This window comes from Rhodococcus sp. NPDC055112 (assembly GCF_053607505.1).
On the sequence record NZ_JBSGTR010000026.1, the window covers coordinates 1 to 16,475 of the forward strand.

The window sequence follows — 16,475 nt, forward strand, 5'->3', positions numbered from 1 at the left end:
GGTGCGGGCCTCGTCGATTCCTCGGTGACCTGTCAGCTGCCGAAGGACGAGCTCAGCTGGCTAAGATCGGGGAGACCCGGGATCGGGATGATCGGGTTCAGCGAGTTGAACTGGATGAGCACCCTGGCCTTGTCGCCGGACGCCGCGAGCCGCTTCGTGCCGTCCTTGGGGACCAGGTACGAACCACCGCCGCCTGCACCGAAGGCCGCGCCGCCGCCGCCGCCGTAGTAGCCGGAGCCGCCGTCGCCGCCGCCGCTGACACCCGCGCCGCCGTCACCGAGCACGCCGGAAGCGCCGGACGGCGAGCCGCTGCCGCCCGCGCCGCCCGCGTTCGCGGTGCCGGCCTTGCCGCCCGCGGCGCCCGACCCGGACTCACCCGCGTTGGCACCGGGGACCCCGAGGCTGCCCGCTCCGCCGCCGGGCGCGACGAGGGTCCGCGACTTGAGGCCCTTATCCCGGTCCTGCTTCAGCGATTCGGTGGCCACCCCGGAGAAGCCGCCGCCGTTGCCGCCGCCCTCGCCGACCAGGACGTACAGGTTCTTGCCGCCGGTGACGGGGACGTCCGCGGTGACGACTCCGCCCAGTCCGCCGGTGCCGACTCCGTTCTGCCCCGCCTCACCGAAGGCGGTCACCTTCACCGAGGTCACCCCCGCAGGGATGGGGAGGACGTGCTCGCCGTCGACCTTGAACGCACAGTTGACGATGATGCCTGCCTGCGTGCATCCCACGACCACATCAGCGGCGGCCACACTTGCCCCGCCGGTCACCCCCGCCACGACGGCAGCCGTCATGCCCACCGTTGCGGCCAGTCCCACGGTGCGCCGCATCCGTGTCGAGCCCGCCTCCCACACACGCGCTTGCATCAAACAACCTCGCTGAGTTCTCTAATTGTCCGGGGCGATTGCGACCGGCGCTGGAAGCATGCCACGTTCCTGACGTCGATACAGGCGCATTTGGGCATTGAACTGGACGCTGGTTCCACTCGGCGTGCCCCGACGGGTGCCCGGATCGGCCGATCCCGGCGAATCGGCCGATCCGGAACCCGGCTAGGACGCGGGGCCGGAGCTCCCCGCACTCCCGGATCCGCCGGAACTTCCCGCGCTGCCGGAATCGCTGCTGCCCGCACTCCCTGACCCGCCGGAGCTACCCGCGCTGCCGGAGCCGCTGCTGCCGGTGCCCAGGACGTACGAAGAATCGAACTCGATGACTACCGACGGAAAGGAACCTGCCGGAGCGAGTCCACTGCTGCCGCCTGCCGGGACCAGGAACGAGCCGCCACCGCCGCCCGCGCCACCGCCGCCACCGAAGTTGCCGCCACCGCCACCCGAACCCAGGAGACCGCCCGAACCACCGGAGCCGAGCACGCCGGCGGTCCCGGCGATGCCTGCCGCACCCCCCGCGAGATCTGATCCGGCCTGGCCACCCCCGACACCTGGCGCAGAGGCGCCGGCGTTACCGCCCGCACCGGCCCCTCCGCCACCGCCGCCCGGCGCGACGAGCAGGCGCGAATTCATCCCCGCGGTCCAATTGCCCTCTGCCGATTGCGTTGCCACCGCGGCGAATCCGCCGCCCGCGTTCAGGCCCGACCCGCCGCCGGGGCCCACCATGATGAACAGCCGCTGCCCCGGCGTCACCGGGAGATCGGAGGTGACGGTTCCGCCGCGTCCGCCCTGCAGCCCATGCCCGCTACCGCCCTTCGCGGTGACCGAGACGGAGGTGACTCCGAGGGGGACGTCCAGGTAGTACTCGGCGGGGCCGAAGCTCTCGTAGGAGCAGACGGTGTGATCGGAATCGGTCGAGCACCCGAGCGTGAAGCCCGGCTGCGCCGACGCTCCACCCGCACCGATCAGGCCTGCCGACACGCACGCCGCGGAAAGCCCCACTGCTGCGGTAACCCTCACCGCACGGTGCCCCCACACCGAACCCTGTCGAACCCGACCCATCATCGATTGCTCCTCCGAGATCACGCCGTTTCGGTGGCGGTCGCCACCGGCGGGGGGAAGCATGGCACGAGATTTCGCGCCGCATACCGAGAATGGGTGAGATGATTCCGCGGGCGCCTGAAAGTCAGTCGTCGTTGAAGCCGCGCAGCCTATTCAGCTCGCGCCGTTCATGTTTCGTGGGTCGCCCGGATCCGCGGTCCCGGCGCGGCACGGCAACCAGTTCCTCGCGCGGCGGTGGAGGAGGTGTCTTGTCGATCACGCACAGCGCGGCCTCGGCCGCCCCGACCCGCTTGCGGATGAGCCTGGCCACCACGACTATCCGTTCGGTGCCCGCGACGCGCACCCGCACCTCGTCGTCCATCTGTACCGGCTGCGCGGGTTTGGCCGACACCCCGTTCACCCGCACGTGCCCTGCCCGGCACGCGGCGGCGGCCGCGGAGCGGGTCTTGAACAGGCGCACGGACCACGCCCAGCTGTCCACCCGCACGCTGGTGGTCTCCCCGCTCGACATGCCGTCCAGGGTACCGAGCGGACCGCTCAGCCCCGGTTCGCGCCGTCGCCTGCCGACCCCGCCGCGAGCCGGATGGCAGGCAGATAGTCCGAGACCGGGGTCCGGTGCCACCACACACCGTTCTCGCGGCGCTCCCGACGTGTGCTGAACCGGTAGCGGAACAGGCGCGCCCGCACAAAGGTGGGCGGCGACTGCGCGAACGGGTTGTGCCGGAGCAGTGCCAGCGTCGCGGGGTCGTTCTGGAGCAGCTTCTCGGCGAACGCGACGAACCACCCCCTGGCGTAACCGGGCGAGATCGCGGCGAACCACATCAGCCAGTCGAGGCGCAGATGGTAGGGAGCGAACTGGCGGGGCCGGCGCCGGAGGTCACCCGGCTTGCCCTTGAACCCGTACTCCTGCCACTCCGCGTCGGGGGCGAGGCGGGCGGCCGCGGTGCCCTCCACGATCACCTCGTACCGGATCCTGGTGACGTGGCCGAATGCGCCGTAGGTGTTGACCAGGTGCCAGGAATTGAACGAGGCGTTCATCAGCTGGCTGTGTGAGGCGAGGTTGCGTGCGGGCCAGTAGCTGAGCACCAGGACCAGGGCCGTCACCGCGATCACCACGGCCACGAAGACAGGCGGAGCGCTCCCGGCCTCGGCGAGTGGACCGATCGGCAGGATCACGCCGAGCACACTGTCCGGCAACACCGACACCGCCAGCACCAGGGCGAGCCAATTCAGCCACGCGAAGTTTCCGCTGGCCACCAACCACAGCTGCGTCACGATCATCATCCCCGCCGCGATCGAGGCGACGGGCTGCGGGGCGAACAGCCCGAAGGGCATCACCAGCTGCGCGAGGTGATTGCCCGCGACCTCGACCCGGTGCAGCGGCCGCGGGAGTCGGTGGAAGTACCAGCTCAGCGGTCCCGGCATCGGCTGTGTCTCGTGGTGGTAGTAGAGGCAGGTCAGATCGCGCCAGCAGGAGTCCCCGCGGATCTTGATCATTCCGGCGCCGAACTCGAGCCGGAACAGCAACCACCGCAGCAACAGCAGGATGGCCAGCGGCGGCGCGGTGTCGGCGTTGCCGAGGAAGACGGCCAGGAAGCCGACCTCGAGCAGCAGCGACTCCCAGCCGAACCCGTACCAGACCTGGCCGACGTTGACGATCGACAGGTACAGCAGCCACATCGCGAACCACACCAGCATGTGCGCCGGTAGCGGAAGCCGGGCGGTGACACCCAGCACGGTGAGGGCCGCAAGACCGGCCCCGGTCCACGCCACGGCGGCGAAGAACCGATCGGAGTAGTACAGGTGGAACAGGCTCGGTGACCGCCGGAACGACGCCGTCGCCAGGTAGTCGGGGATCGGGAGCATCCCGTTGCTGCCGATCAGAGCCCGGAACTGGTTGACCGCCACGAGAAACGCGGTCAGGTAGATGGCGGCGAGGCCTTCCGTGAAGAGCAGCCGCCCGAGCCAGTATCCGTCCGAGTTGAACCAGTCCACAGTCGCCGCCTGAGGCGATCTCGGCGGTTTCCCGCCTGTGCCGGACGTTACTCCTCGATGCCCCCGATGGCGCGGGCGCGAATCTCTCGGCGACCGTCAGTCCAGGGCGTCCAGGTACAACCAGCGCCCGTCCTCGCGCACGAACCGACTGTGCTCGCGTAGCGAGTCCCGCTGCCCGGAGTGCACGAAGTGTGCCTCGAACTCGACAGTGCCCTCGTTCTCCAGCAGCCCGCCACCCGTGTGACCGAGAACGTCGAGCCGAGTCCAGCGCTGATCTGGGTCGAGGGTCAGCCGCGCCGGACGGGTACTCGGGTGCCAGGTCCGTCGAAGATAGTCGGCGTCGCCGACGGCGAACGCGCTGTACCGGGAGCGCATCAACTGCTCGGCGGTCGGCGCCTCCGCGGCACCGGAATGAAACCGCCCGCAGCATCGCTCGTAGGTCTCGCCGCTCAGGCAGGGGCAGTGGGTCATCACTGCGCCTGGCTCACGGACGACATGTGGAAGTCCGGGATCCGCAGCGGCGGCATCGCGGTTCGGGTGAACCAGTCCTTCCACTCACGCGGGAGGGTGCTCTCGGTCGCCCCCACCTCCGAGACCCGCCGCAGCAGGTCGAGCGGACTCTCGTTGAAACGGAAGTTGTTGACGGCGCCGGTGACGGCCCCGTCCTCGACCAGATACACCCCGTCCCTGGTGAGCCCGGTCAGCAGCAGCGTGGCCGGGTCCACCTCGCGGATGTACCAGAGCGTGGTCAGCAGCAGCCCGCGCTCGGTCCTGGCGACCATCTCGTCGATGCTCGCCGCACCGCCGCCGGCGAGCAGCAGGTTGTCGCCGGGCACGGCCACCGTGGCCCCGAACTCCTGTGCCGCGTGGCGGGGGTAGGCGAGCGCGTTGACGGTTCCGTCGCGGACCCAGTCGACCCGCTCGACGTCCATGCCGTTGTCGAAGAGGGAGAGGGAGTCGCTCGATGTCGTCGTCGCCACGAAGGGCGCGTACTCGAGCCCGGGCGCACGAGGGTCCGACCGCAGGGTGAGCGGGAAGTCGCTGAGCCGCTCGCCGATCCGGGTACCACCCGCCTTCGACAGCGCGGTGTGCCCCTCCTCAGCACCGCGGCCCTCCATCGTCCACATCAGGTAGATCATCAGGTCGGCCACCGCGGAGGGAGGCAACAGGGTCTCGTAGCGACCCGCGGGCAGGTCGACCGTGCGCTTGGCCCAGTCCAGCCTGGTGGTCAGCTGGGCCAGCAGGCTCGGCACCGACACGTCCGCGAAGTCGGCAGTGCCCGCACCCACCCATGCGCTGGCGTCACCGCGCTTGCCGTTGATCTCCACCGAGCCGGTCGGCTGGGTGAAACGCCTACGCACCCCGGTGGAGGTGCCCAGCCAGGTGGTGTGGAGTTGGTGGTGCGCAAACCCGTACAGCCGGTCGGCGCCGTCGAACCCGTCGGCGAGGTCACCCGCCAGTCGGCCGAACACATCGATACCGGTCGACGCCGCGGCCGCGGACCAGTCGGGATCGGTGACACCCGAACCCGGGATCAGGTCCATCGCGTCCTCGGCGGGCGGGGCGGTCCGCGCCGCCTCCTCGCTGGCCCGCACGACGTCCGTGATCTGCTGCGGGTCAACGGTGCTGGAGCTCACCGTCCCCACGTGCGCCCCGTCGGCGTCGCGGACGATCGAGATGACGGTCCAGTTCCGCGAAGTCGACACCCCGTTCGTGGTCATCGAATTGCCCGCCCAGCGCAGCGAGGCCTCGCTGGCATCGGTGACCAACACCATCGATTCGTCCACCGTGCGCAGCGCGAGGGCCCGCTCGATCAAGTCCTGCGCCTGGATCATCATCGACCACCCTCCGCCTGCGTGTTGAGCACGTTCACACCGCGGAACAGCGCGGAGGGACAACCGTGGCTGACCGCCGCCACCTGACCCGGCTGGGCCTTCCCGCAGTTGAACGCGCCACCCAGCTGCCAGGTGGAGGCCCCGCCGAGGGCCTCCATCGAACCCCAGAAGTCGGTCGTGGTGGCCTGGTACGCCACATCCCGGAGCTGCCCGTCGAGAACGCCGTTCCTGATCCGGAAGAACCGCTGACCGGTGAACTGGAAGTTGTACCGCTGCATGTCTATCGACCAGCTCTTGTCGCCGACCACGTAGATCCCGTCCTCGACCCGGCTGATCAGATCCTCGGTGGAGGTGTCGTGCTCGGGGTCCGGCTGCAACGACACGTTCGCCATCCGCTGGATCGGAACGTGGTGGGGCGAGTCCGCATAGGAGCATCCGTTGGAACGTTCTAGGCCGAGGCGCGGGGCGAACACCCTGTCGAGCTGATAGCCGACGAGGGTGCCGCCGCGGACCAGATCCCAGCGCTGCGAACCGACGCCGTCGTCGTCGTACCCGATGCTGGCGAGCCCGTGCTCTTCGGTGCGGTCGGCGGTCACGTGCATGATCTCGGTCCCGTATCGCAGCGTGCCGAGCTGGTCCGGGGTCGCGAACGAGGTGCCCGCGTAGGCCGCCTCGTAGCCGATGGCGCGGTCGTACTCGGTTGCGTGGCCGATGGATTCGTGAATGGTCAGCCACAGGTTGGTCGGGTCGATGACCAGGTCCGTCGGCCCCGCCGTCACCGACGGCGCCTTGGCCTTCTCGGCAAGCCATTCCGGGATCCGTGCGAGTTCCGTTGCCCAGTCCCATGAACCCGGGCCGGCTCCGGCGCCCAGATACTCCCATCCACGCCCCACCGGGGGCGCGAGGGTCCGCATGGTCTCGAAGCTGCCCGCCGACTGATCGACGGCGGTCGCCTCGAGCTGCGGATGCAGACGGACCCGCTGCTGGGTGATGGTCGACCCGGCCAGGTCCGCGTAGAAGGTCTGTTCCTTGACCTGCATCACGCTCGCCGTGACGTGGTCCACGCCGTCGGCGGACGACAGCCGGGCCGAGTAGTCGGTCAGCAGCTCGATCTTCTCGGCCGTCGGGACCTCGAACGGGTCCACCTCGTAGCCGGAGACCCAGACCACATCGGGGTACACGGGCTCAGGGGCCAACTCCACCCGCTCCCTGTTCAACGCCCGCAGCGCCATGGCCACCTCGACCGCCTGCGCCGCGGTCCGGGCCGCGGCGTCGGGGGTCAGCTCCGCATGCGAGGCGAATCCCCAGGTCCCGTCGACCACGACGCGCACCGCCACGCCGAGTTCCGCGCCGTCGACCGCGGACTGCACGGCACCGTCCCGAAGTCGGATCGACTGGGTCAACAGCCGGTGCACCCGCAGATCGGCGTGGGTGGCGCCCGCGGCCCGGGCGGTGGACAGCGCGGCGTCCGCGAGGGCGCGCAGCGGCAGGGCGAGGAAGTCGGGGTCGACGTCGCGGGTTGCGGTCACGGGTCACACGCTACCGATGTCCGCCCGCTATGAGGCGAACTGCTGCCAGCCCAGCCGGATGACCATCACCACGACCACCACCAGCAGCACGATCCGAATGAAGCCCGCGCCCTTGGCAAGTGCCATCCTGGCGCCGAGCACCGCACCGAGCACGTTGCACGCCGCCATCGCGAGTCCGAGGGTCCACCACACGTTCCCGGTGGCCGCGAAGAAGATGAGGGCGCCGAGATTGGAGCCGAGGTTGATCACCTTGGCCATCGCGGCGCTGCGCACGAACTCCGTTCCCAGCATCACCGCGAAGGTGACGATCAGGAAGGTGCCGGCGCCAGGCCCGAGCAGTCCGTCGTAGAACCCGATCACGCCGCCCGCAACCAGCACCGTCGTCCACACCCGCACCGGACTCGGCTGGTGATGGACGAGGGTCGTGCCCAGAGTCGGTCGCATCGTGACGAACACCGCGATCGCGACCAGCAACACCATGACGATCGGGATGAAGAGCGCCTTGTCGATCAGCGACACGGCGGCCGCCCCGAGCCCGGCGAACACCGCGGCAAGCGCGGCGGCAGGGATCATCAGCCGCCACTGCATGGCGACCTTCCTGCTGAAGGTGAACACCGCGGCGGCGGTGCCGTTGATGGCCGTCAGCTTGTTCGTCGCCAACGCCATCTGCGGGCTCAGCTGAGGCATGGTGATCAGGATCGCCGGGAGCAGGATCAGGCCACCGCCGCCGACCACCGCGTCGACCCAGCCGGCCGCGGTGGCCGCCACCATCAACACACCCCAGTCGAACCACGCCATGGTCAGACCCAATCACAGGACCGGCCGCGGCCCGCAACTCCTAGGCTGTGATCATGCGGAGGTTCAGCCTGTGGCTGCGGGGCAAGCCGTTCGTCGCCGACTCGATGCTCGCGACGATCCTGTTCGTGCTCGAAGCCCTGTCGGCACCGAACAGCCAGGCCCCGTGGCTGTTCTTGCTGCTCGGCCTTGCGTTGTGCGTACCGATCGCCTTCCGGCGTCGTCATCCCGTCCTGGCCGCGGCCACTATCCTCGGTCTCTCGATCATGACCACCGTGATCAGCAGCTGGATCGGCGACGACACGGTTGCCCATCCTGGCCAGCTCGGTTTGGCCGTGATGCTCTACACACTCGTCGCCTATGTCGGCAGGAAACCCGCGGCGCTCTACCTGGTCGGGCTCGCCACCGACTCCGCCCTTGCGATCTGGCTCCTGCACCAGGACGTCGGGACCACCGCGGCATTCATCACGCTGTTCTACGCGCTGTCCTGGATCACCGCCGAGTTCCTCGGCGCGCGAAGACTGTACGACGAGGAGGTCGCGGCGCGACTGGCCGTCGCCGAGTACGACAGGGACCGGCGGGCGGAGGAAGCGGTCGCGGGGGAGCGGACCCGTATCGCGCGCGAGCTACACGACGTCGTCGCGCACGCGGTGAGCGTCATGGTGGTACAGGCGGACGGCGCCACCTATGCCATGCGGCGCAACCCGGATGCCGCTGAGCGCGCGCTGGGCAACATCGCGAGCACCGGCAGACAGGCTCTCACCGAACTGCGGCGCACGGTCGCGCTGCTGCGCACGGAACAGACCCCCGCCGAGATGCCACAGCACGGGACCGCCGGAGTGGCGAAGGTCGTCGACATGATGCGCAATGCGGGGCTGCGCGTCGAGCTCGAGATGACGGGGGAACTCGACGACATCAGGCCCGCGCTCAGCCTGGGCATCCACCGTGTCGTACAGGAATCGCTGACGAACGTGCTCCGGCACGCGGGCGAGTCTCCGCGGGCCCAGGTCCGGGTGCGCAGGCGCGAGGAGGACGTGCTGGTGGAGATCACGGACAACGGCAGGGGGTCGAGTCAGTTCACCCAGGGTTCGGGGAACGGACTGGTGGGGATGCGTGAACGGGTGGCGGTTCTCCAAGGCAATCTCGAGACCGGACGGGAGCCGGACGGGAGCTGGCGGGTTCGCGCGGAATTGCCTCTGCACCCGGAGGATTAGGCGCCAGGTCTGCGTTGACGGTCCGGTGAAGTGGGGTTGCCACGCACCTGAACATGCGTCTACCTTACTCAGCGGTACCAAGAGACCTGGATCACTTCCGTCGTCACAAGTGGGGGTGGACCTACCAGACGACCAGGGAGATCTGAATTGTCCGTGACAACCGGGGTTCGACGTTGGCTCCTGGCCGCGAGCGCACTCGCCGCCGCTGTGGGTTTCGCATCACCCGCGGCCGCAGCCCCATCGCAGCCGGTCGAGTACGTGAATCTCGGCGACAGCTTCAGCGCCGGATCCGGCGTGTTCCCGGTTGCCGCCACGCAGGTCGCGAAATGCATGCAGTCCGAGCAGAACTTCTCCCACCTCATCGCGCAGCAACTCGGCTACCGCCTGACCGACGTCAGTTGTGGCGGCGCGAAGACGCAGGACTTCTACGCGCCGCAATACGACGGGACCCGCGCCCAACTCGATGCGCTGACGCCGACGACCGAACTCGTCACGTTGATGATCGGCGGCAACAACAACAACACCTTCGCCGGCGCCATGGCGGCCTGCATCGGCGCGATGGTCTCCAACCCGGTTGCCCAGACGCCGTGCCAGGCACAGCACGGTGTGAACCTCGCCGCACCGATCGAAACCCAGACGTATCCGGCGTTGGTGAAGGCGCTCAACGACATTCACGACAGGTCCCCGCAGGCCCGCGTCATCATCGCCGGCTACCCGTGGCTGCTGCCCGCAAGCGGTAGCTGCTACCCGCAGATGCCCATCGCCGCGGGCGATGTCCCGTACCTGCGGGCACTCCAGGCCAAGCTCAACGACGCCGTCCGGCGCGCGGCCCAGGAGACGGGCGCGACATTCGTCGACATGTCGCAGGTGTCGGAGGGACGCGACGGCTGCAAGCCGGTCGGCGAGCGATGGATCGAGCCCATGCTCTTCGCGACGCAGCCGGTCCCGGTGCACCCGAACGCGGCAGGCGAGCGGGCGCTCGCGACCGAGATGCTGAAGGCGATCGGCTGAGAGAACGCGCAGGCCTAGAGGCGGCCGACGACGAACTGAGCGGCCCCGAAGGTCGTCCCGTTCACGGGGTACAACGCGTGAAGAATGTTGGGGCGACCGATCGGGGAGCCATCGCAGATGTTGTCGCCTGCAGCGCACACATCGATGGTCTTGGGGCCGAAGAGCGGCCCGACAACGATCGGCGGATTTCCCGCGTCGCGCATGAACCGATCCGACGGCTTTCCGAAAAGGACGACCGCGGCAACGTGGCCCGCAACCTCCGGCGACAACGGTCCGGGTAGGGCCAGATCACTGGGCAACCCGGTGGGATTTCCGGCTTCGGTGACAAATCCGGCCACGGCCGCTCCTTGTGAGTAACCTCCGGCCACAATCCTCGTGCCGGGGCAGCGTGCGGCCACGAACTGAATCCGGGAATGCATGTCCCACACCCCGTCGACGAAGGTGTGGGCGAACGCCCGTCGGTCGTCGAAATTGCTGCCGGCACGGTAATTGACGGCGTACACACCGATAGACCGCGCGCCCGCGGACAAGCGGAGCGATTCGATGAACGAGAGTCCTGTGGCGCCGACGCCACTCTGTTCGTCCGTACCCCGGGCGAACACCACCTCGACGTCGGCGCACGGCTGGGCTGATGCGGGCGGGGGCTCGAGGGACACGCAGAGCAGCGCCGCAAACATCGCCATCGCGGTGCAGAAGAATCGGGCGGACGTGCGTGTCCCCATGGGCCAACACTACGACGATCTGCGGACCAAGCGACAGTGGCCGATGCCGCCGCGCTCGCAATCGGGAATTTCTGCTCAACCGGTGGCGACGGCTCGGGGATAGGGTGGCGCCATGCCCATCACCGTGTTGCTCGTCGACGATCAAGAACTGATGCGCATGGGCCTGAAGATGGTGCTCGAGGCACACGAGGACATCGTGGTGCTGGGGGAGGCGGGGGACGGAGCAGCCGCGGTCAACGCCACGCGTGACCTCGAACCCGACGTGGTGCTCATGGACGTGCGGATGCCGATCGTCGACGGCGTGGCGGCAACCACGCAGATCGTCGAATCCGGCTGCTCGAGCAAGGTATTGGTGATGACGACCTTCGACCTCGACGAGCACGCCCTCGGCGCGCTGCGGGCCGGGGCGAGCGGATTCCTGCTCAAGGACACCCCACCCGAGGACCTGGTCTCGGCCATCAGGAGCGTCGCGGCTGGCGACGCGGTGGTCTCACCCAAGGTGACCCGGCGACTGCTGTCGCGGTTCATCGGCGACGACCCGGCCCCGACGCGGACGCCCGAGATCCTCGACGACCTGACGGAACGCGAACTCGAGGTGCTCCGCCATCTGGCGACCGGACTGTCGAACGCGGAGATCGCGCAGCAGCTCTATCTCTCCGAGGCCACCATCAAGACTCACGTGGGCAAGATCCTGACCAAGCTCGGCCTCCGCGACCGCGTGCAGGCGGTCGTGTTGGCCTACGAGACCGGGCTGGTCACGCCCGGCTCGTAGGGCCACCGGGCTAGGCGGTGAAGGTGCCAACCGTCGGTAGCGCGAAGCAGGTCTTGCCCGACTGGTAGGTGACGTCACCGTAGAGCGCGGCGAACACTGTCCCGGCGCCGGTTGCCACGGTCTTCGACATCGTCGGCACCCCGAGCAGGACGTCGTTGAGCGGCTCGATGCCGCCCTTGAAGGTGTCGGCATTGAACCAGACCACATTGAGCCCTGACTGCTTCGGGAAGTCGACGTGGGCGGGCAACGCCTGGAATCGCAACTGACCGCGCTCGATGAAGGGCGGCAGGGGGAAGTTGGGTCCGGCCTGAGCGGAAGCGACGGTGACGGTCACCGGACTCTCGCCGACCCCGCAGCCGAGAGTCGGTGCGGGATACATGAAGTCCTGCGGCGCGGTCACGCCGAACTCGGGGAGGCCGAGTGGGCCGAGCGCCGCCGCGCCGAGAATGTTCTGGAGCACCGCCAGCGCCTCGGGCGACTGCATGCCCGACTGCGCCACGAGGGCGGCAGGAGCCGAGCCGGGCGGCTCCGCGGCCGCGGGGGACGCGCTCGCTTGTCCGGTGACGGCGACGGCAAGGGCGGCGGCGGAGACCACGGCGACGGACATCGTGCGAAGGATCAGGGGGAGACGCATGTTGCTCCTCGGCTGGTGCGCGAACAGGGCGATCATGAACCCGACCGATGTGAACTGCATCACGCCCAATGTCTAAATGTCAACTAGAGGGTTTGGGTTGACCTCAACTAGAGGTTCGCGCCCTGGTCAGCTGGAGGGTTCTGGTTTACGGCGGAAACCCGGGAGAATTTCGGGTCCTCCGCACGTTGTTCGGGCAGAGGACCCGACAGGGGACCGAAGGAAAGGCAGGCCGATGATCCCGGCGTTGTTCGTGCTCTACGTCGTCATCGAGGTGGCTGCGGTGATCTGGGTGGGCAGCACCATCGGTGTGCTGTGGACGATTGCGCTGTTCCTGCTCGGCTGGGCGGTCGGCCTCGTCCTGGTCCGCTCGCAGGGCCGCAAGGTGATCGAGGGATTCCGTCGTGCCGGCCAAGGCACCGGGTCCGCAGGCGGAGCCGTCGCCGACGGTGCGGTGGTCGCCGCGGGCACCGTCCTGCTGGTGATTCCGGGCCTCGTCACCACCGCTCTCGGCTTGCTCCTGCTGATCCCACCGACCCGCCGGGTGCTCCGGCCGCTCGTGTTGATCCTCGGGGGTCGTCGACTCGGCATGGTGACCGTGGCAGGCGGGGCAGGCGCCGAGATGTACTCGCGCACCCGTCGCCGCACGGTGGTGGACGGCGTCATCGTCGAGGACACCATCGTCGAGGACGTCACGTACGGGACCGAGACCGCCGCCCCGCGCGCGGACACCGCCGAACCACTCGCGATCGAGGGGGAGATCATCCTTCCGGATCCCGGTGACACGGCGCCGGGTCCACGGCGGGCAGACTGACCCCCCGTGGGTACCCAATTGTTGGTCGGCGGTCGCATCTACAGCCCCGCCGCACCTGATGCGACATCGATGGCCGTGACCGATGGCACCGTGGTGTGGGTCGGCGAGGACCGCCCGGGACGCGCGCTCCATCCGGACGCCGAGATCATCGAGCTCGACGGGGCGTTCGTGACGCCCGCCTTCGTGGACACCCACGTCCACTTGACTGCCCTCGGACTGATGCTGACCGGCCTCGACCTGACCGGCGCCCGATCACGGCGCGAGTGCCTCGACCTGGTTCGCCGCTATGCCGAGGAACAGGACGACGCGGTGATCTGGGGGCACGGCTGGGACGAGACCACCTGGACCGAGGACCCCGGCGCCCCGACCACCACCGAACTGGACGTGGCCGCGCCGGGCCGGATGGTCTACCTGGCCCGGATCGACGTCCATTCCGCCTCCGCCTCGTCGCTGCTGCGGCGTGCGGGCGGCGTCGACGAGGCCGAGGCCCCTGTCACCGCCGAGGATCACCACCGGGTCCGCGCGGCGGCCAGGGAGCTCCTCACCGCGGCACAGCGCGCCCGGGCCAGGAACGCGGCACTCGACAGCGCCGCCGCGCACGGGATCGTCGCGGTCCACGAATGCGCAGGACCCGACATCTCCGGTCGCGAAGACCTGCGCGAACTGCTCGCGCACCCGCACGGGGTCGAGGTGCGCGCCTACTGGGGACAGCCGGTCCAGACCGCGGCGGAGGCGAAGGCACTCCTCGCCGAGACGGGGGCGGCTGGCCTCGGCGGGGACCTCTTCGTCGACGGCGCGATCGGATCCCGCACGGCCTGGTTGCACGAGCCGTACGCCGACCGCCCTCAGACCGGCAATGCCTACCTCGACGTCGACACGATCGCGGCGCACCTGCGGGCCTGCACCGAGGCCCGCATCCAGGCCGGCTTCCACGTCATCGGCGATGCCTCCGTCGCCGCCGTGGTCGAGGCGTTCGAGCGCGTGGCAGGCGAGCTCGGTGGGCCCGCGGTCGCGGCCTGTGGTCACCGTCTCGAACACGTCGAGATGATCACCGCAGCGCAGGCCGCGACCCTCGGCGGACTCGGCGTGGTCGCCAGCGTCCAGCCTGTCTTCGACGCACTCTGGGGCGGCGACCACGGTCTCTACGCCCAGGCCCTCGGGCGGGATCGCGCGGCCACCCTCAACCCGTTCGCCGCGATGGCGGCGGCCGGGGTGTCGCTGGCCTTCGGATCCGACGCACCGGTCACGCCCGTCGATCCGTGGGCGATGCTCAGGGCCGCGGTCAACCATCGCACCGAGGGCAGCGGGGTCTCGCCGCGCGCGGCCTTCTCCGCCGCCACCCGCGGGGCCTGGCGGGCAGGTGGCGTCCGCGACGGGCTCGCGGGCACGCTGGTCCCCGGTGCGCCTGCCTCGTATGCCGTCTGGGAGGCCGGTGAGCTGGTGGTCACCGCGGCCAAGGATTCCGTCCAGCGCTGGTCGACCGATCCACGGTCCCGGGTGCCCGCGCTGCCGCACCTCGATCCCGAGTCCCCGAACCCGGTGTGCCTACGAACCGTTCACCGCGGGGAGACCATCTATGAGCGTTGAGGTGACCGCCTCGACCCAGACCCGATCTCGCAAGCCCCGATCGTCGACCCTGCGCGACTGCGCCATGGCGGTCGGGTCCGGTGCGCTGCTGTTCGCGAGCTTCCCGCCACGACCGCTGTGGTTCCTCGCCCCGTTCGCCGTCGCGTTGCTCGTCCTGGTGCTGACGCGGTTCGGTGCGGGGGAACGGGCCGGGACGGCGCAGGACCGGCCGCCACTGCGCCTGAGAGGCGCCTTCGGGTACGGATTCCTCGCCGGACTCGGCTTCCTGCTGCCACTGCTGCCCTGGGTGGGGGAGTACGTGGGTCCGGCGCCCTGGATCGCCCTCGCCGCCGCTGAGGCCGTGTTCTTCGGGCTGTTCGGCGTCTTCGCCGTCATCCTCGCCAGGCTGCCGCTGGCGCCGCTGTGGATCGCGTGTGCGTGGACGCTGACGGAATGGCTGCGCTCGAGCGTTCCGTTCGGGGGCTTCCCGTGGGGACGGCTGGCGTTCGGACAGGCCGACGGCTGGCTGCTGTCACTCGCCGCGGTCGGCGGTGCCCCGCTGCTCGGGTTCGCGGTCGCGCTGACCGGTACCGGGATCGCCGCGCTGGCGGTGGCGATCGCTCGCCGTCGCCCGACCAGGGAACTGCTCGCCGCCGGGGCGTTCGCGCTCGCGATGCCGGTCCTCGCCGCCGCGCTGTGGCCCGCAGTTCCCGGCATGGATTCGGTGGACGACGCGGCGGGGGATCGAAAGATCGTCGTGGCCGCGATCCAGGGCAGCGTCCCCCGGCTCGGACTCGAGTTCAACGCCCAGCGCCGCGCGGTCCTCGACAACCACGTCCGGGAGACCCTCGCGCTGGCGGAGGACGTGCGGGCGGGCGCGCAGCCGCAGCCCGAACTGGTGATCTGGCCGGAAAACGCCTCGGACATCGATCCGTTCCGCAACGCCGACGCGGCCGACGCGATCGAGGCGGCCTCGCGTGCCGTCGGCGCCCCGATCCTCGTCGGCGCCGTCCTGGTGAACGGCGACCGGACCACCACGAACTCGGTGATCGTCTGGGACGGCGCCAACGGGCCACAGGACCGCCACGACAAGAAGATCATCCAGCCCTTCGGCGAGTACCTGCCCTACCGCGACTTCTTCCGCCACTTCTCCTCGTATGCCGACCAGGCGGGCAACTTCGTTCCCGGCAACGGCAACGGGGTCGTGACGGCCGCCGGTATCCCGGTCGGCGTCGCGACCTGCTACGAGGTGGCGTTCGACCGAGCGCTCAGCCAATCGGTCCGGGCAGGCGCCCAGCTGATCGCGGTACCCACCAACAACGCGACCTTCGGCGATACCGAGATGACCTACCAGCAGCTCGCGATGTCGCGCGTGCGGGCGGTCGAGCACGGTCGCGTCGTTGTGGTGGCGGCCACGTCGGGCGTCAGTGCGATCGTCGCCCCCGACGGGTCCGTACAGGAATCTTCGTCACTTTTCGTGCCGGCGACGCTTGTCGCGGAGGTTCCACTTCGGGCCTCCACTACGCTGGCTACTCGACTCGGCCCGATTCCGGAGATCGTTCTCTGTGTCGGCGCCACATTGGCCCTCGCTGTCGCACTCGTGCGGCGGCGTCGGTCGGCCGCACCGATCAACTGACGGCGGCGGACG

16 protein-coding genes are annotated in these 16,475 nt (G+C 69.5%); 6 read left to right on the top strand and 10 right to left on the bottom strand.

Annotated features, from left to right (window positions below; translation table 11 throughout):
• Positions 1 to 32 precede the first annotated feature (32 nt).
• The 8 genes from ACWFRB_RS13745 to ACWFRB_RS13780 form a co-directional block, all read right to left on the bottom strand.
• Complete coding sequence (locus ACWFRB_RS13745) at positions 33 to 863, bottom strand: hypothetical protein (RefSeq protein WP_452641689.1); 831 nt, start codon at positions 861 to 863, stop codon at positions 33 to 35.
• A gap of 183 nt (positions 864 to 1,046) precedes the next feature.
• On the bottom strand, positions 1,047 to 1,883 hold the full coding sequence (locus ACWFRB_RS13750) for a hypothetical protein (protein ID WP_452641690.1): 837 nt from the start codon (positions 1,881 to 1,883) through the stop codon (positions 1,047 to 1,049).
• 184 nt (positions 1,884 to 2,067) lie between these two features.
• Positions 2,068 to 2,454 carry an RNA-binding S4 domain-containing protein gene (locus tag ACWFRB_RS13755; RefSeq protein ID WP_452641691.1) on the bottom strand — a complete coding sequence of 129 codons (387 nt, stop codon included), beginning with the start codon at positions 2,452 to 2,454 and terminating at the stop codon, positions 2,068 to 2,070.
• Between the two features lie 26 nt (positions 2,455 to 2,480).
• Complete coding sequence (locus ACWFRB_RS13760; RefSeq protein WP_452641693.1) at positions 2,481 to 3,938, bottom strand: lipase maturation factor family protein; 1,458 nt, start codon at positions 3,936 to 3,938, stop codon at positions 2,481 to 2,483.
• A gap of 96 nt (positions 3,939 to 4,034) precedes the next feature.
• The gene (locus ACWFRB_RS13765) at positions 4,035 to 4,409 is read right to left on the bottom strand and encodes a YchJ family protein (RefSeq protein WP_452641694.1); all 375 of its coding nucleotides are present in this window, start codon (positions 4,407 to 4,409) and stop codon (positions 4,035 to 4,037) included.
• Positions 4,409 to 5,773 carry a metallopeptidase TldD-related protein gene (locus ACWFRB_RS13770; RefSeq protein WP_452641728.1) on the bottom strand — a complete coding sequence of 455 codons (1,365 nt, stop codon included), beginning with the start codon at positions 5,771 to 5,773 and terminating at the stop codon, positions 4,409 to 4,411. Before ACWFRB_RS13770 ends, ACWFRB_RS13765 begins: the two co-directional genes overlap by 1 nt.
• Entirely contained in the window at positions 5,773 to 7,302 is a 1,530-nt protein-coding gene (locus ACWFRB_RS13775; RefSeq protein ID WP_452641695.1) for a TldD/PmbA family protein, read from the bottom strand. Before ACWFRB_RS13775 ends, ACWFRB_RS13770 begins: the two co-directional genes overlap by 1 nt.
• A gap of 27 nt (positions 7,303 to 7,329) precedes the next feature.
• Positions 7,330 to 8,100, bottom strand: coding sequence for a TSUP family transporter (locus ACWFRB_RS13780; RefSeq protein ID WP_452641696.1), 771 nt, complete (start codon positions 8,098 to 8,100; stop codon positions 7,330 to 7,332).
• Between the two features lie 53 nt (positions 8,101 to 8,153).
• On the opposite strand from ACWFRB_RS13780, the gene ACWFRB_RS13785 reads away from it, so the two are divergent.
• Together ACWFRB_RS13785 and ACWFRB_RS13790 are read left to right on the top strand one after the other, a co-directional pair.
• Entirely contained in the window at positions 8,154 to 9,311 is a 1,158-nt protein-coding gene (locus ACWFRB_RS13785; protein ID WP_452641697.1) for a sensor histidine kinase, read from the top strand.
• Between the two features lie 153 nt (positions 9,312 to 9,464).
• Complete coding sequence (locus tag ACWFRB_RS13790; protein ID WP_452641729.1) at positions 9,465 to 10,322, top strand: SGNH/GDSL hydrolase family protein; 858 nt, start codon at positions 9,465 to 9,467, stop codon at positions 10,320 to 10,322.
• A gap of 14 nt (positions 10,323 to 10,336) precedes the next feature.
• Here the strand turns inward: ACWFRB_RS13790 and ACWFRB_RS13795 are convergent, their stop codons facing one another.
• Positions 10,337 to 11,044, bottom strand: a complete 708-nt coding sequence (locus ACWFRB_RS13795; RefSeq protein WP_452641698.1) for a cutinase family protein — start codon at positions 11,042 to 11,044, stop codon at positions 10,337 to 10,339.
• Between the two features lie 112 nt (positions 11,045 to 11,156).
• On the opposite strand from ACWFRB_RS13795, the gene ACWFRB_RS13800 reads away from it, so the two are divergent.
• On the top strand, positions 11,157 to 11,816 hold the full coding sequence (locus ACWFRB_RS13800; protein WP_077041686.1) for a response regulator: 660 nt from the start codon (positions 11,157 to 11,159) through the stop codon (positions 11,814 to 11,816).
• Between the two features lie 10 nt (positions 11,817 to 11,826).
• Here ACWFRB_RS13800 and ACWFRB_RS13805 read toward each other — a convergent pair whose 3' ends face one another.
• On the bottom strand, positions 11,827 to 12,510 hold the full coding sequence (locus ACWFRB_RS13805) for a hypothetical protein (protein WP_452641730.1): 684 nt from the start codon (positions 12,508 to 12,510) through the stop codon (positions 11,827 to 11,829).
• A gap of 172 nt (positions 12,511 to 12,682) precedes the next feature.
• Between ACWFRB_RS13805 and ACWFRB_RS13810 the strand changes: the two genes are divergently transcribed.
• The 3 genes from ACWFRB_RS13810 (at position 12,683) to lnt (ending at position 16,463) form a co-directional block, all read left to right on the top strand.
• A complete protein-coding gene (locus ACWFRB_RS13810) occupies positions 12,683 to 13,261 on the top strand; it encodes an FxsA family protein (protein WP_452641701.1) in 579 nt (192 codons plus the stop codon).
• 6 nt (positions 13,262 to 13,267) lie between these two features.
• Positions 13,268 to 14,848, top strand: a complete 1,581-nt coding sequence (locus tag ACWFRB_RS13815) for an amidohydrolase (protein ID WP_452641703.1) — start codon at positions 13,268 to 13,270, stop codon at positions 14,846 to 14,848.
• A 64-nt stretch (positions 14,849 to 14,912) separates the two neighbouring features.
• On the top strand, positions 14,913 to 16,463 hold the full coding sequence (lnt, locus tag ACWFRB_RS13820) for an apolipoprotein N-acyltransferase (RefSeq protein WP_452641731.1): 1,551 nt from the start codon (positions 14,913 to 14,915) through the stop codon (positions 16,461 to 16,463).
• Positions 16,464 to 16,475: the final 12 nt, after the last annotated feature.